Source organism: Pseudomonas sp. NPDC087690 (assembly GCF_044743175.1).
GTDB lineage: Bacteria > Pseudomonadota > Gammaproteobacteria > Pseudomonadales > Pseudomonadaceae > Aquipseudomonas.
The window spans coordinates 47879-61752 of record NZ_JBIUVX010000008.1; the positions used below are offsets into that span (position 1 = coordinate 47879).

Annotated in this window: 15 protein-coding genes; 6 read left to right on the forward strand and 9 right to left on the reverse strand. The window is 59.8% G+C overall.

The features are described from left to right. The first annotated feature begins 12 nt into the window (after positions 1 to 12). Together ACIPIZ_RS11960 and ACIPIZ_RS11965 are read left to right on the forward strand one after the other, a co-directional pair. A complete protein-coding gene (locus ACIPIZ_RS11960) occupies positions 13 to 1257 on the forward strand; it encodes an aminotransferase class I/II-fold pyridoxal phosphate-dependent enzyme (protein ID WP_253485264.1) in 1245 nt (414 codons plus the stop codon). A gap of 15 nt (positions 1258 to 1272) precedes the next feature. After that, complete coding sequence (locus ACIPIZ_RS11965) at positions 1273 to 2439, forward strand: MFS transporter (RefSeq protein ID WP_253479862.1); 1167 nt, start codon at positions 1273 to 1275, stop codon at positions 2437 to 2439. Here ACIPIZ_RS11965 and yiaY read toward each other — a convergent pair. Next, positions 2436 to 3584: an L-threonine dehydrogenase gene (yiaY, locus tag ACIPIZ_RS11970; protein WP_401165448.1), complete on the reverse strand. Its 1149-nt coding sequence runs from the start codon at positions 3582 to 3584 to the stop codon at positions 2436 to 2438. The two genes, ACIPIZ_RS11965 and yiaY, sit on opposite strands and share 4 nt — an antisense overlap. Positions 3585 to 3740: 156 nt before the next feature. Here yiaY and ACIPIZ_RS11975 point away from each other — a divergent pair, with 156 nt between their 5' ends. Beyond that, positions 3741 to 4760 carry a DUF4917 family protein gene (locus tag ACIPIZ_RS11975; RefSeq protein ID WP_401165450.1) on the forward strand — a complete coding sequence of 340 codons (1020 nt, stop codon included), beginning with the start codon at positions 3741 to 3743 and terminating at the stop codon, positions 4758 to 4760. Positions 4761 to 4862: 102 nt separating this feature from the next. On the opposite strand, the gene ACIPIZ_RS11980 is transcribed toward ACIPIZ_RS11975, so the two are convergent. After that, entirely contained in the window at positions 4863 to 5405 is a 543-nt protein-coding gene (locus ACIPIZ_RS11980) for a helix-turn-helix domain-containing protein (RefSeq protein WP_008076856.1), read from the reverse strand. Positions 5406 to 5511: 106 nt separating this feature from the next. On the opposite strand from ACIPIZ_RS11980, the gene ACIPIZ_RS11985 reads away from it, so the two are divergent. Both ACIPIZ_RS11985 and ACIPIZ_RS11990 read left to right on the forward strand, forming a co-directional pair. After that, the gene (locus ACIPIZ_RS11985) at positions 5512 to 6294 is read left to right on the forward strand and encodes an aldolase (RefSeq protein WP_064388534.1); all 783 of its coding nucleotides are present in this window, start codon (positions 5512 to 5514) and stop codon (positions 6292 to 6294) included. A 23-nt stretch (positions 6295 to 6317) separates the two neighbouring features. Then, on the forward strand, positions 6318 to 7199 hold the full coding sequence (locus ACIPIZ_RS11990; protein WP_401165452.1) for a dihydrodipicolinate synthase family protein: 882 nt from the start codon (positions 6318 to 6320) through the stop codon (positions 7197 to 7199). Between the two features lie 129 nt (positions 7200 to 7328). Here the strand turns inward: ACIPIZ_RS11990 and ACIPIZ_RS11995 are convergent, their stop codons facing one another. The 3 genes from ACIPIZ_RS11995 to ACIPIZ_RS12005 all read right to left on the reverse strand — a co-directional run bounded on the left by ACIPIZ_RS11995 (position 7329) and on the right by ACIPIZ_RS12005 (position 8766). Then, positions 7329 to 7673, reverse strand: a complete 345-nt coding sequence (locus tag ACIPIZ_RS11995) for a YegP family protein (RefSeq protein WP_064388537.1) — start codon at positions 7671 to 7673, stop codon at positions 7329 to 7331. A gap of 192 nt (positions 7674 to 7865) precedes the next feature. Further along, entirely contained in the window at positions 7866 to 8171 is a 306-nt protein-coding gene (locus ACIPIZ_RS12000) for a ribbon-helix-helix domain-containing protein (RefSeq protein ID WP_007916314.1), read from the reverse strand. 13 nt (positions 8172 to 8184) lie between these two features. Further along, entirely contained in the window at positions 8185 to 8766 is a 582-nt protein-coding gene (locus tag ACIPIZ_RS12005; protein WP_064388539.1) for a DJ-1/PfpI family protein, read from the reverse strand. Between the two features lie 271 nt (positions 8767 to 9037). On the opposite strand from ACIPIZ_RS12005, the gene ACIPIZ_RS12010 reads away from it, so the two are divergent. Beyond that, positions 9038 to 9928, forward strand: a complete 891-nt coding sequence (locus ACIPIZ_RS12010; RefSeq protein WP_105708396.1) for a DMT family transporter — start codon at positions 9038 to 9040, stop codon at positions 9926 to 9928. A 95-nt stretch (positions 9929 to 10023) separates the two neighbouring features. Here the strand turns inward: ACIPIZ_RS12010 and ACIPIZ_RS12015 are convergent, their stop codons facing one another. The 4 genes from ACIPIZ_RS12015 to ACIPIZ_RS12030 all read right to left on the reverse strand — a co-directional run bounded on the left by ACIPIZ_RS12015 (position 10024) and on the right by ACIPIZ_RS12030 (position 13699). Beyond that, positions 10024 to 11241 carry an SAM-dependent methyltransferase gene (locus ACIPIZ_RS12015; protein WP_122662732.1) on the reverse strand — a complete coding sequence of 406 codons (1218 nt, stop codon included), beginning with the start codon at positions 11239 to 11241 and terminating at the stop codon, positions 10024 to 10026. 323 nt (positions 11242 to 11564) lie between these two features. Next, complete coding sequence (locus ACIPIZ_RS12020; RefSeq protein ID WP_064388544.1) at positions 11565 to 12182, reverse strand: TPM domain-containing protein; 618 nt, start codon at positions 12180 to 12182, stop codon at positions 11565 to 11567. Positions 12183 to 12215: 33 nt separating this feature from the next. Then, positions 12216 to 12974: a TPM domain-containing protein gene (locus tag ACIPIZ_RS12025; RefSeq protein ID WP_401165455.1), complete on the reverse strand. Its 759-nt coding sequence runs from the start codon at positions 12972 to 12974 to the stop codon at positions 12216 to 12218. Between the two features lie 116 nt (positions 12975 to 13090). Beyond that, positions 13091 to 13699 (reverse strand): LemA family protein, encoded by a 609-nt coding sequence (locus tag ACIPIZ_RS12030; protein WP_064393025.1) that lies wholly within the window; start codon positions 13697 to 13699, stop codon positions 13091 to 13093. Positions 13700 to 13874: the final 175 nt, after the last annotated feature.

Below are 13874 nucleotides of genomic sequence, written 5' to 3' on the forward strand. Positions count from 1 at the left end.
TACGCTCAAGGAATGTCGCCTGTGAATCTTCCGTTGCATACGCCCAATCTGTATTCCAATTTCCGCAAAATCATCGCCTTGGCCGACTACGATTGGGAGATCGCCGAACAGAGCAAGGTCGCCGGTCTCAATGTTGCAGTGCAGAGTCCCAACCACCTGCTTGATCAGTACGGACGTGAATTCCATCACTTCTGTACGACCTCATACCTTGGGCTCGATCATCACCCAGCCCTGCTCGAAGGCGCCATCACCGCCCTGCGCGAAACCGGCAGCCTGCGCGTCGCCAACTCGAAGAACCGCTGCAAACTGGCGATTCTCGAGCAATACGAGAACGAATTGTCGCAACTGTTCGATGCGGTCTGCCTGAGCACCTTGTCTTGCAGCGCGGCCAGCGCCGGGATCCTGCCCTTGCTGGCGAGCGGCATCTTCACTGAAGGCCAGCCGCCAGTGATGGTGTTTGACCGTCACGCGCATTATTCGATGAATCATCTGAAGGCCGCGTGCGCCGACGAAACCCGCGTGGTGACTGCGCCGCACAACGACATGGATTTTCTCGAGAGCGCCTGCCAGCAACACGGCCGCGTGGCTTACGTCGCCGATGGCGCGTACAGCATGGGCGGCGTCACCAACATGGAAGGCCTGTTGTATTTAAAGGATCGCTATGGGCTGTTTCTTTATCTTGATGACTCCCATGCGTTGTCCGCTGTCGGTCAGCAGGGCGCCGGCCTCGTTCGACCAAGGGTAGCGGCGCTGGAGGAGGACTGCGTGATCGTCGCGTCACTGGCCAAGTCGTTTGGCGCCAGCGGCGGGTTGGTGATGTTGGGCAACGAGCGACAGAAGACGCTGATTCAGCGCTACGGCGGGCCAAGCAATTGGTCGCAAAGTCTCAACTGCGCGGCGATCGGTGCCGGCAGAGCGTCGATCCGCCTGCATCGCAGCGCCGAGTTCGCCACGCTGCAAAGCAATCTTCAGGCTAATATCCGCCTCTTTGACAGCCTGATCTGCACCGATCAATGCCACAGCAACATGGCCATTCGGTTGATCACATGCGCACAGGCTAACGTGGCCAATCGTATTGCCAGTGAATTGGCCGAACAGGGATTTTTCACCAGCGCGGTATTTTTCCCGGTGGTCGCACAAGGCAAGGCCGCCATCCGTATTACGCTGCGCGCGGACATGCAGCCGGCGCTGATCCGGCGCTTCTGTGAAGTGATCACCGGTCTGTTGCGTACCCACCGTTGCGATCTCGACGACTGAAAACAGGGACGAGTCATGAACGCCAGCATCACCCTTCTGATCACCTGCAGCACGGTTTTTCTCGCTCAGTTGGGCATGAGTATCTATTTGCCGGCATTGCCGCAGATCGCCCTTTATCTGCGGGCAGAACCTGCGCAGGTGTCGTGGGGGTTGTCGCTGTACCTGATCGGCATGGCGCTGCCGATGTTGCTCTGGGGCAGTCTGGCCCAGCGCATCGGACGCAAACCGGTGTTGTTGGCAGCGTTGGTCATTTACGGCTTGGCCAATCTGGCGTTGCCGCGAGGTTCGACGCTTGAAGCGTTTTTGCTGCTGCGTCTGATGCAAGGCGTCGGTGCCAGCGGTATTTCGGTGATGGCGCGGGTGCTGATCCGTGACAGCTTTCGCGGCGATCTGCTGGCCAAGGCGTTGTCGTGGGTTTCGATTTCGTTCGTGGTGGCGCTGGGCATCGGCCAATACGCGGGCTCGCTGATCGAGGCGACGGCGGGCTGGCAAGCGATTTTTTACTGGCTCGGCGCAACGAGCCTGTTGATGGCGTTGATGGTGTCGCGAGTCGCTTTCCCCCCGATGGCTGATGAACCGGCCAGCGCTTCATCGTGGTCGGCTTATCGGCAGATTCTGTTGCACCGGGCGTTTCTTCTGCCGGCGCTGGCCGGTGGCTTGGGCTACGGTGTGATCATCGCTTTCAACACGGCGGCGCCCCTGATCTTGCAGGGCCCGTTCGCGTGGTCGTCGGTGGATTACGGACTGCTCGGCTGGCCAATTAGCGCGGCCTATTTTCTCGGGGCGCTGGCGGTCAATCACTTTGTGCTGCGCACCGGCCAAGCGTGGTTGATGACCGTCGGCGCAGCGTTGGTATTGGCGGGTAGCAGCGTGATGTTGCTGGGCAGTCTGGCGGCAAGTTCCATCGCGTTACTGTTTTGGTTGCCGTATTGCGTGGCGGTGTTCGGTCAATCATTGAACTACCCGATCAGCCTGTCGCGCGCCAACGATGGCGCGCCGATTGCCGGGGCGTATGCGATGGCGCTGAGCGGGTTCATTCATCAATTGATGGCGGCGATCATCGGCGCGCTGGCCAGTCTGATCGCCAGCCCACACGCCTGGCCCCTGTCGCTGCTGTGCACGTTGCTGGCCGTCGGCGCGATGTTCTGTATACGGATGGCGCCGATCGGCGCCAAGCGTTAGAAGGCGTTGCGGAAGATTTCCTCGATCTGGCGCTGATCCGCCGCCCGAGGATTGGTCAGACCGCAGGCGTCCTTCAGGGCATTGCTGGCGAGTAACGGGATGTCGCTGAGCTTGGCGCCGAGTTCACGTAAGCCACCGGGAATCTCAACGTCTTTGGCCAGACAGCGGATCGCGCTGATGGCCGCTTGCGCGCCCTCTTCGGCGCTAAAACCCCGAATGTCGGCGCCCATCGCGTGGGCAACGTCGTTCAGCCGCTCGGCACAGACCAGCGCATTGAACGTCTGCACATGGGGCAGCAGCACGGCGTTACAGACGCCATGGGGCAAGTCATAGAAACCGCCCAACTGATGCGCCATCGCATGCACATAACCGAGGGAGGCATTGTTGAACGCCATGCCTGCGAGAAATTGCGCGTACGCCATGTTCTCCCGTGCGGCGCGGTCGCTGCCGTCGCGCACGGCCAGACGCAGGTTGTTGCTGATCAGGGTCATGGCCTTGAGCGCGCAGGCGTCGGTGATCGGATTGGCGGCGGTCGAGACGTAGGCTTCGATGGCGTGAGTCAGCGCATCCATGCCCGTGGCGGCGGTCAGGGCTTCAGGCATGGCGAGCATCAGCTCCGGGTCGTTGACCGACAGCAGTGGCGTGACGTTGCGGTCGACGATGGCCATTTTCACGTGGCGCGATTCGTCGGTGATGATGCAGAAACGGGTCATCTCGCTGGCGGTGCCGGCGGTGGTGTTGATGGCGATCAGCGGCAGTTGCGGTTTGCTCGATTGATCAACGCCTTCGTAATCGCCAATCTGTCCGCCATTGGTCGCACACAGGGCAATGCCTTTGGCGCAGTCGTGGGGTGAACCGCCGCCAAGGGACACGACGAAGTCGCAGCGGCTTTCCTTGAGCAAACCCAGGCCGGACTCGACGTTGGCGATGCTTGGATTCGGTTTGGCGCCGTCGAAGATCACCGAATCGATGTCCTGCATCGCCAGTTTCTCGGCGACCATGGTTGCCACGCCGGCCTTGGCCAACCCGGTGTCGGTGACGATCAGCGCCTTGCGAAAACCATAGTTGCGGATCGCAACCATGGCTTCGTCGAGGCAACCATTGCCCATGATGTTTACCGCCGGAATGAAAAAGGTACTGGTCATGCGCACGTCTCCTGACTGTGGCCGAATCGACTGCTCCGGTTCGGCGGATAGACACAGCATCGACCGATCGGTCACGACCGATGTTGATCTGGCTCAATGCCCGCTCGTGATAAAGTCGCCGCCCATCAGCCCCTTTGTTTTGAGACCGCCTACGCAATGACCGATTTTCTGGATGTCGACGCCAGCCTTGAAGACTGGAACACCCTGCGCGCCGCGACCGACTTCAACGGCTTGTTGGTGGGCAATGGTGCCAGCCGTGCGGTGTGGGACGATTTCGGCTACGACTCGCTGTTCGAAAACGCCCGCACCGTGGAAGAAAAACCGCTCAGCCCGTCGGAACTGGCGGTGTTCGACGCCATGCAGACGCGCAGCTTCGAGCAGGTGCTCGGCGCTCTGAAAACCACCAGTCGGGTCAACAAGGCCCTGGCCGTCAGTTCGGCGGCGCCGCGCAATCGCTACTACGCGATCAAGGAAGCGCTGATCAACACCGTGCACGCGGTGCACATTCCTTGGCGGCTGGTGAAAGCCTCGACGCTGGCGACGCTGAATGAAGAACTGGCGCGCTACCGCACGGTGTTCACCACCAATTACGACTTGCTCAACTACTGGGCGCTGCAACACCAAAGCGGGGCCATCGACGATCTGTTCAACGGCGCCAATGCGAGTTTCGACCTGAGCGAAAGCAGCACTGACAAACCGCGTTTGCTGTATCTGCACGGTGGTCTGCATCTGGTGCGCAATCAGGACGGCACCGCGCGCAAACTGACCTCAACCGAAGGCACGTTGCTTGGTAGCTTCGCGATCAACAATACGATCAAGACGCTGGATGACGTGCCGCTGTTCGTCACCGAAGGACCGAGTGCGGACAAGCTCAAAACCATTCGCAGTTCGGATTATCTGTCGTTCTGTTATGAGCAATTGCTCGAGCATGGCGGCAGTCTGTGCATCTTTGGCCATGCGTTGGGCGAGCAGGATGCGCACATCGTGCGGGCGCTGCGATTGGCGAAACCTGCGACGGTGGCGATCTCGATTTACCCGCGCAGTGCGGCGTTTGTTCAGCATCAGAAGCGGCATTACGCGAAGGTGTTTGAGGGGACGGGGGTTGCGTTGCGGTTTTTTGATGCGAAGACGCATGCGCTTGGCAGTCCGAAGTTATCGGTGCCGGTCGAGGTTTGATGGTGAGGCTTCCGACGCTATCGCGAGCAGGCTCACTCCTACGGGGGATCGCATTTCAACTGTAGGAGTGAGCCTGCTCGCGATAACTTTAGCCCAATCAACTCATTCTTCGGCGCTGTGCACCACCACCAGCAACTGCGCTTGCACCTCCCCCACAGACCTGATCCGGTGCGGTTTCTGCGCATTGAAGTGCAGCGCATCGCCGCGCTGCAGCAGCACCTTCTCGTTCATGAAATCCACTTCCACCTGCCCTTCGTGGACGAACAGAAACTCCTCGCCCAAGTGTTCCTTGAAGGTCTTGTCGCTGAACTCGCTCGGCGGATAGATGATGAACGGCAGCAGATTGCGCTCGCTGACCTGATGGGCCAGCACCGCATAACCCGGGCTCTGATCATTCGCCGCGAGTGACTGCCGTTCGTGGCTGCGCACCAGGCTGTAGCTGTCGAGGCTAACGTTGTCTTCGGAGAACAATTCCTCGACCTTCACGTTCAGCGCTTTCGCCAGTTTCAACGCAGCAGCAATCGACGGGGTGTTCAGCCCGCGCTCGACTTTCGACAGATAACTCTTGGTCATGCCGGATTTTTCGGCCAATGCCTCAAGGGTTACGCCAAGTTTTTTTCTCAACAATTTCAAACGGATAGACATGCGCGGCGATTATTCCAGCAAGGAAGCGACAATTCGTGCTTGCCAATGACACTTTGTGTCATATAGCCTCTTTAGTGTCATTTGCAATCACCCAAAGGACACAGACATGGCCAAGACATTAGCACTACCCAAAGACCAACTGGTCAAGCAAGCGCTTATCCAGATGCAAAAAAGCCTGGCGGATAATACGTGGACAGACCGGCAAAAGCTGGCTCTGACCTGCCGGATTCTGTTCGAGAACGGTCACGACTCCGGTCTGGCCGGGCAAATCACCGCTCGCGGCCCGCAGCCCGGCACCTATTACACTCAGCAATTGGGCCTGGGTTTCGACGAAATCACTGCGAGCAACCTGCTGCTGGTCAACGAGGATCTCGAAGTGCTCGAAGGTCACGGCATGGCCAACCCGGCCAACCGTTTCCACAGCTGGGTGTACCGCGCCCGGCCGGATGTGAACTGCATCATCCACACTCATCCGACGCACGTGGCGGCGCTGTCGATGCTCGAAGTGCCGCTGCAGATTTCCCACATGGACTTGTGCCCGCTGTACGACGACTGCGCGTTTCTCGAAGGCTGGCCGGGGGTGCCGGTGGGTAACGAAGAAGGCGAACTGATTGCCGGCGCGTTGGGCGACAAACGCGCGATTGTGCTTTCGCATCACGGTCAATTGTCGACCGGCACGACGATCGAAGAGGCGTGTGTCATCGCCCAACTGATCGAACGTGCGGCGAAGTTGCAACTGCTGGCGATGGCGGCGGGCACGATCAAACCGATCATCCCCGAGCTGGGCCGCGAGGCTCATGACTGGATTGCCAAGCCGAAACGCCACGCCGCTGCCTTCAATTACTACGCCCGGCAGAACCTGCGCCAACACGCCGATTGCCTGAACTGAACCCCCATTACGGAGACAACCTCATGTCCGATATTCACGGCATCATCGGCTACACCATCACCCCGTTCGGCGCCAACGGCGAAGGACTGGATCTGCCCGCCTTGGGTCAATCGATCGATCGCCTGATCGACAGCGGCGTCCACGCCATCGCGCCATTGGGCAGCACCGGCGAAGGCGCTTACCTGAGCGACGCGGAGTGGGATCAGGTCGCCGAATTCAGTATCAAGCATGTGGCCAAACGTGTGCCGACCATCGTCAGCGTTTCCGACCTGACCACCGCCAAAGCCGTACGCCGCGCGCGTTTCGCCGAAGCCCATGGCGCCGATGTGGTGATGGTGCTGCCGGCTTCGTACTGGAAACTCACCGAGGCGGAAATCCTCGCCCACTACCGCGCCATCGGCGAGAGCATCGGCGTGCCGATCATGCTCTACAACAACCCGGCCACCAGCGGCACCGACATGTCGGTGGATTTGATTCTGCGCATCGTCAACGCCGTGGAAAACGTGACCATGGTCAAGGAGAGCACTGGCGATATTCAACGCATGCACAAGCTGCAATTGCTCGGCGAAGGTCAGGTGCCGTTCTACAACGGCTGCAATCCGCTGGCGCTGGAGGCGTTTGCCGCCGGGGCGAAAGGCTGGTGCACGGCGGCGCCGAACCTGATCCCGCAGTTGAATCTGGATCTTTATGACGCGGCCATGGCCGGCGATCTGGATCGGGCGCGGGATCTGTTCTATCGCCAGTTGCCGCTGCTGGATTTCATTCTCAAGGGTGGCTTGCCGGCGACGATCAAGGCTGGCTTGCGGCAGACCGGGCTGGAGGTTGGCGATCCACGCTTGCCGGTATTCCCGCTGAGTGACGCGGGCCAGACTCAGCTGCAGACGATCCTGAAGACCCTGCGCTGATCTCACTGACACCGCAAAAACCACTGTAGGAGTGAGCCTGCTCGCGATAGCGGTGGGGCAGTTGAGCATGTGTCGACTGGCCCACCGCTATCGCGAGCAGGCTCACTCCTACAGGGGGATGTGGTGAGTTCAGAGGACAGGCAAGGTCTTGTCCTTGATCACTTTGCTCGGACCGTTCGTCTTCACACTGGCAATGCCCTTGTCGCACGCCGACTCCGAGGAATACGCCTCGCTGCTGCCGATGATCTGATGATTGGCCGCTTTCAGATTGAAGTACGGATGGCCGTCCTTCGTCGATTTCTTCTCGTAGCGCTCATCCAGCGGGCTATTGGTTTGCACCGCAGCGATGCCGCCGTCGGCCGCTGCGCGAGTGGTGTACAGCTCGCTGGTCAAAATGGTTTCGGCATTCGCTGCTTTCAACACGAACCTGAACTGGCCGTTGCTGCTTTTACTGATTTCGTACCATCCGGACATGCTCGTTTCTCCTTGGCAATTGAGAGATTTCGCGCTTCAGAGTAAAGACCAGTCCTGACTATCTGTCGCCTGTACCGGCCCTATCGCTGGCAAGCCAGCTCCCACAGGGGTCTCCTGTGTGCTCACTACCTGAGCCTCACCGCTAAACCTGTGGGAGCTGGCTTGCCAGCGATGGGGTCAACCCGGTCTCGACTATTTCACCACCGCCCGCACCACCGATAACTCCGGCGCACTCACCCGCCGCTGACTCAGATAGCGCATACAACTCACCCGCAAGAACGAGGCAAAATTCACCACCTCGCCGCGATAATCCATCACCTCTTCATACAGCTTGGCGATCAATTGATTGGTGGTCATGCCGTCGACTTCGGCGATTTCGCTGAGGATGTCCCAGAACTGATTTTCCAGGCGTAGCGTCGTCACCACGCCGCAGATGCGCAGCGAGCGCGAACGTGATTCGTAGAGAATCGGGTCAGCCTTGACGTAGAGCTCGCACATCGGCGATTCCTCGTTACAGGGTGATTTTGGTGCCGAGCAAACCGAGGAACCCGGCCAGCCAGTGCGGATGCGCCGGCCATGCCGGGGCAGTGGCCAGATTGCCTTGAACGTGGCCTGCCGTCACCGGGATATCGATGTACGTACCGCCCGCCAGTCGCACTTCCGGGGCGCAGGCCGGATAGGCGCTGCATTCGCGACCTTCCAGAACGCCCGCGGCTGCCAACAGTTGCGCGCCGTGGCAGACCGCGGCAATCGGTTTGCCGGCCTTGTCGAAGGCGCGCACCAGGTCGAGGACTTTTTCGTTGAGGCGCAGGTACTCCGGGGCACGGCCGCCGGGGATCAGCAGCGCGTCGTAATCGGCCTCGCCGACCTTGGCGAAATCGAAATTGAGGGCGAACAGGTGACCGGGTTTCTCGCTGTAGGTCTGGTCGCCTTCGAAATCATGGATGGCGGTGCGCACGGTCTGGCCGGCGGCCTTGTCCGGGCACACGGCATGGACGGTGTGACCAACCATTTGCAGGGCCTGGAACGGCACCATCACTTCGTAATCTTCGACGTAATCGCCGACCAGCATCAGGATCTTTTTCGCGGCCATGGGGAGGACTCCTCTGGGGGAATGCTTGGGAGTATTCAAGGTAGACCTTATCCGCGAGGTCGGGTAACAACCGGCTACTACCGAGTTGACGCCATCGCGAGCAGGCTCACTCCTACAGGGGGAACGCATTTCAAATGCAGGAGTGAGCCTGCTCGCGATGACGCCGGCAAACTGTACGCCTAAGTCTGTGCCCAGCTGTAACAGCCCGAACCACCCGGTTTATGGCTTTATAAAGGTCATTCCCTGCCACCTTCAATTCTGGTCCGCCATCATGTCCTCGCGCGAAAACACCGGCATGGCCCTCGGCCTGCTCGGCGTGGTGATTTTCAGCCTCACCCTGCCCTTCACCCGCATCGTGGTGCAGGAACTGCATCCATTGCTCAACGGTTTGGGTCGCGCATTGTTTGCAGCGATCCCGGCGGCGTTGCTGTTGCTGTGGCGTCGCGAGAAATGGCCGACGTGGCGGCAGGTCAAAGGCCTGAGCCTGGTGATCGCCGGAGTGATTCTCGGTTTCCCGGTGTTGTCGGCGTGGGCCATGCAAACCTTGCCGGCGTCCCACGGGGCGCTGGTCAACGGCTTGCAACCGCTGTGCGTGGCGCTATACGCCGCGTGGTTGTCCCATGAGCGGCCGTCGAAAGCCTTCTGGGCCTGCGCGGCGTTGGGCAGTGCGTTGGTGCTCGGTTATGCGCTGTACACCGGGGCCGGCAGTATTCAGGCGGGCGATCTGCTGATGCTCGGCGCGATTGCGGTCGGTGGGCTGGGTTACGCCGAAGGTGGCCGGTTGGCCAAGGAGATGGGGGGCTGGCAGGTAATCTGCTGGGCGCTGGTGCTGTCGACACCACTGTTGATCGGGCCGGTGCTGTATCTGGCGCTGCAGCATCACGGCGCGGTGTCGGCCAAGACCTGGTGGGCGTTTGGATATGTGGCGTTGTTTTCGCAGTTTCTTGGTTTCTTTGCCTGGTACGCGGGGTTGGCCATGGGCGGGATTTCCCGGGTCAGTCAGGTGCAGCTGTTGCAGATCTTCTTCACCATCGCGTTTTCGGCGTTGTTCTTTGGTGAGCATGTCGAGCCGATTACCTGGGTGTTTGCCTGCGGGGTGATTGCCACCGTCATGCTCGGCCGCAAAACCGCGGTGCAACCGGCCCGCATCGCCACCACATAAGCTGTAGGAGCTGCGGCACGCTGCGATCTTTTGATTTTGCCCTTAAAAACAAGATCAAAAAATCGCAGCGTGCCGCAGCTCCTACACGGATCGGATCAGGCCAGGAAGCCGTCGGCGCGCAATAGCGTTTCCAGGCAGTGCTCGCTGATGTTGTAGAAGTCTTTCAACTCCTGAATCTTCACCAACAGCTGAGCCGGATCCACCGGCTCGGCGCGTTTCACCGCCAGAATCATCTTGTTCTTGTTGGTGTGGTCCAGCGAGATGAACTCGAAAACCTTGGTTTCGTAACCGCAGGCTTCCAGAAACAGCGCACGCAAGCTGTCGGTGACCATTTCCGCTTGCTGGCCCAAGTGCAAACCGTATTGCAGCATCGGTTTGAGCAGCGCCGGGCTCTGGATCTGCAGGCGGATCTGCTTGTGGCAGCACGGCGAGCACATGATGATCGACGCACCCGAGCGAATACCGGTGTGGATCGCGTAGTCGGTGGCGATGTCGCAGGCATGCAGGGCGATCATCACGTCCAGTTCGCTCGGCGCCACGCTGCGCACGTCACCGCACTTGAACACCAGCCCCGGATGCTCGAGCTTTGCTGCCGCTGCGTTGCACAGGTTGACCATTTCCTCACGCAACTCGACGCCGGTGACTTCACCTTCGGCCTGCAAGGTATTGCGCAGGTAATCGTGAATCGCAAACGTCAGGTAACCCTTGCCCGAACCGAAATCGGCCACGCGCACCGGTTTGTCCAGCGCCAGCGGCGACGAGGTCAGGGCATGGCTGAACACTTCGATGAACTTGTTGATCTGCTTCCACTTGCGCGACATCGCGGGGATCAGCTCGTGCTGCGCGTTGGTCACGCCCAGGTCCCTGAGGAACGGTCGGCTCAGTTCAAGAAAACGGTTTTTCTCACGGTTATGCTCGGCGGACGGTGCTTCGCGCAATTGCTGAGGTTTGCTCTTGAACAGCGAAGATTTGCCCTTTTTGCTGTATTCCAGCTGAGCTTCGTCAGTGACCGCAAGTAAATGCGCATTTTTGAACGAGGCCGGCAGCAGCGCGGCAATCGTCGCCACGCCTTCGCTCAACGGCAGATTCTTGGTGATATCGCGAGTCTTGTAACGATAGACAAAGGACAGATTCGGCTGCGCCTTGACCGTCACCGCTTTGATGATGACCCGCTGCAGATCCGCTTCTTCACCGACGTACTTGGCCAGCACCAGTTTGATGAAGCCGTTCTGTTCGAGGCTGGTTTGCAGCAGCTCGATGAACTGGGCGTGGTGATCGGGCGCAGGCTGGGTGGCAGGGGCGGTAACGGACATGAAAAAGCGGCCTCGGACGGGCGAAATCGGGAATGGCGGGTATTTTAGGGGGGATGGGGGTTGGGGACACGCTCTTATTTACCCAACGGTTGTCAGAAGCACCCTCACCCTAGCCCTCTCCCAGAGGTAGAGGGGACTGATCGAGGTGTTTTCACGAGTTACGCCGACCTGAAATACCGAGTCGAACTCGGGTATTAAAAGCATCAAATCAAACGATCATCTGTTGATCCATAATCGACTCGGTCTTTCAGGTCGATGTCGAGCGCAAGACACCTCGGTCGGCCCCCTCTCCCTCCGGGAGAGGGCTGGGGTGAGGGTTTGTCTTACCCCAGCACAATCAACCGATTCGGCAACTCATTCCGAACCTGCGTCACCGGCACATGCACCTTCAGCAATTCCCCACACGCCTCGATACACGTCACAAACCCTTCCAGCGTGCGCCCCTGCCGCACCTGCTCAGTAAACGCCGCCACAATCGCATCCCAACTCTTGTTATCCAGCCGTTTGGAAATCCCCTCATCCACCAGAATCTCCACATACCGCTCCGCCTCACAGACAAAAATCAGCATGCCGGTACTGCCCACCGTGTGATGCAGGTTCTGCTCGAGGAACTGCCGGCGTGCCAGGTTCGACGCGCGCCAATGCCGCACGCGACGCGGGATTAGATGGGTAGTGATTTTCGGCAAACGAAACAGCAGGCACAGCACGATAAACGCGCCCCACTGCACCAGCAGCAAGCTGTGCATGGTCAACCACCCGGTCAGGTAGTGCACGACGCCGGGCACCACCAGCGCGAAAAGGCTCGCCCACAACAGCGGGATGTAAGCGTAGTCATCAGCGCGGGCGGCGAGTACCGTCACCAGTTCGGCGTCGGTGTCGCGCTCGACCCGGGCGATCGCTTCGGCGACTTTGCGTTGTTCGTGTTCAGTCAGTAATGCCATGTTGAAAAGTGCCTGCTCATTATTCTTTTAATGTCACCAGCCGCCGGATGAACCACCGCCGCCGAAACTGCCCCCGCCGCCGCTGAAGCCCCCGCCTCCACCACCGCCGCCACCAAAACCGCCACCACCGCCAAAGCCGCCCCCGCCTCCGGAGCCGCCACGGCCGGCAGGCAGGATACCGAGCATCTGGCAGACAAACACCGTCAGGATGAACAACATCACTAAAAACACGAACAATGCCGGATGCCGCGAGACGAAATCATCGGACGGATCACCGCTCGATTCATACACCGTCGACGGCTCATCCAGCGGATTGCCGCCGAGCACTACCAGCATCGCCGCGACGCCGTCGCTGATGCCTTTGCTGAAGTTGCCGGTCTTGAACGCGGGGGTGATGACTTGATGGATGATCACCGAACTCTGCGCATCGGTGAGCCGGTCCTCCAGACCATAACCGACTTCAATGCGCAGCTTGCGCTCGTCACGGGCGACGATCAGCAGCGCGCCGTTGTTCTTGTCCTTCTGGCCGATGCCCCAGTGCCGGCCCAGCTGGACGCCATAATCTTCAATGGTGGTGCCTTGCAGATCCGGCACGGTGACCACGACCAATTGCTCGCCGGTCGCCTGCTCGTGGGCCTGCAACTGCTGGCCCAGTTGCGCGCGCACCGACGGCTCGAGCATCTGCGCTTCGTCCACCACCCGCCCGCTCAGCGCCGGGAACGTCAACTCGGCCCGGGCGCTGAAGGTCAATACCCACAACAGCAACACCAGCCCCATCTTCAACACACGCATCTATTACCCCCACCGTCCGCTGTAGGAGCTGCCGCAGGCTGCGATCTTTTGATCTCGTTTTTACAAACCAACGTCAAAAGATCGCAGCCTGCGGCAGCTCCTCCACAGGTGTGTTTTCAGAACTTGACCTGAGGTGCCTTATCGGCATCCGGCGTGGTGGCTTCGAAGGTTTCGCGGATCGGCAGGTCGCTGTACATCACGCTGTGCCAGAGACGACCGGGAAAGGTGCGGATTTCGGTGTTGTATTTCTGCACCGCCAGAATGAAATCGCGGCGCGCCACGGCAATGCGGTTCTCGGTGCCTTCGAGTTGCGATTGCAGGGCGAGGAAGTTCTGGTTGGCCTTCAGGTCCGGGTAACGCTCGGAGACCACCATCAAACGGCTCAACGCGCCGGTCAGTTGATCCTGCGCCTGCTGGAACTGTTTGAGTTTCTCGGGATTGTCGAGGGTGCTGGCATCGACCTGGATCGACGTAGCTTTCGCCCGAGCCTCGATCACCGCGGTCAAGGTTTCCTGCTCATGAGCGGCGTAACCCTTCACCGTTTCCACCAGGTTGGGGATCAGGTCGGCGCGGCGCTGATACTGGTTCTGCACCTGGCCCCATGCGGCTTTGGCCTGTTCGTCGAGGGTCGGGATATTGTTGATGCCGCACGCGGTCAACAGCGTGGCCAGCACCAGCAGTGTGGCAACCTGCAAACGCGAGCGATTGGTTGGGCTTACATTCATCGCAGTGATGCTCCTTGGCACATTTCATTATAAAAACCGAGCGCGAAACATTCTCCGCCGGCTCTTGGGGCATAATCGGCCGCGCTGCTGGATTACGACGCGCCAATGGGCTAAAAAGTGCCCTGCGCGATCACGCTGCCGCCGTGTCGGCTGCCGTTTCTGGCTCTGCTTTTTT

What these genes read in the sequence shown, in the direction of transcription:
- ACIPIZ_RS11960 (WP_253485264.1), top strand. Translation starts at nt 13, where the DNA reads ATGTCGCCTGTGAATCTTCCGTTGCATACGCCCAATCTGTATTCCAAT.
- ACIPIZ_RS11965 (WP_253479862.1), top strand. Translation starts at nt 1,273, where the DNA reads ATGAACGCCAGCATCACCCTTCTGATCACCTGCAGCACGGTTTTTCTC.
- yiaY (WP_401165448.1), bottom strand. Translation starts at nt 3,584, where the DNA reads ATGACCAGTACCTTTTTCATTCCGGCGGTAAACATCATGGGCAATGGT.
- ACIPIZ_RS11975 (WP_401165450.1), top strand. Translation starts at nt 3,741, where the DNA reads ATGACCGATTTTCTGGATGTCGACGCCAGCCTTGAAGACTGGAACACC.
- ACIPIZ_RS11980 (WP_008076856.1), bottom strand. Translation starts at nt 5,405, where the DNA reads ATGTCTATCCGTTTGAAATTGTTGAGAAAAAAACTTGGCGTAACCCTT.
- ACIPIZ_RS11985 (WP_064388534.1), top strand. Translation starts at nt 5,512, where the DNA reads ATGGCCAAGACATTAGCACTACCCAAAGACCAACTGGTCAAGCAAGCG.
- ACIPIZ_RS11990 (WP_401165452.1), top strand. Translation starts at nt 6,318, where the DNA reads ATGTCCGATATTCACGGCATCATCGGCTACACCATCACCCCGTTCGGC.
- ACIPIZ_RS11995 (WP_064388537.1), bottom strand. Translation starts at nt 7,673, where the DNA reads ATGTCCGGATGGTACGAAATCAGTAAAAGCAGCAACGGCCAGTTCAGG.
- ACIPIZ_RS12000 (WP_007916314.1), bottom strand. Translation starts at nt 8,171, where the DNA reads ATGTGCGAGCTCTACGTCAAGGCTGACCCGATTCTCTACGAATCACGT.
- ACIPIZ_RS12005 (WP_064388539.1), bottom strand. Translation starts at nt 8,766, where the DNA reads ATGGCCGCGAAAAAGATCCTGATGCTGGTCGGCGATTACGTCGAAGAT.
- ACIPIZ_RS12010 (WP_105708396.1), top strand. Translation starts at nt 9,038, where the DNA reads ATGTCCTCGCGCGAAAACACCGGCATGGCCCTCGGCCTGCTCGGCGTG.
- ACIPIZ_RS12015 (WP_122662732.1), bottom strand. Translation starts at nt 11,241, where the DNA reads ATGTCCGTTACCGCCCCTGCCACCCAGCCTGCGCCCGATCACCACGCC.
- ACIPIZ_RS12020 (WP_064388544.1), bottom strand. Translation starts at nt 12,182, where the DNA reads ATGGCATTACTGACTGAACACGAACAACGCAAAGTCGCCGAAGCGATC.
- ACIPIZ_RS12025 (WP_401165455.1), bottom strand. Translation starts at nt 12,974, where the DNA reads ATGCGTGTGTTGAAGATGGGGCTGGTGTTGCTGTTGTGGGTATTGACC.
- ACIPIZ_RS12030 (WP_064393025.1), bottom strand. Translation starts at nt 13,699, where the DNA reads ATGAATGTAAGCCCAACCAATCGCTCGCGTTTGCAGGTTGCCACACTG.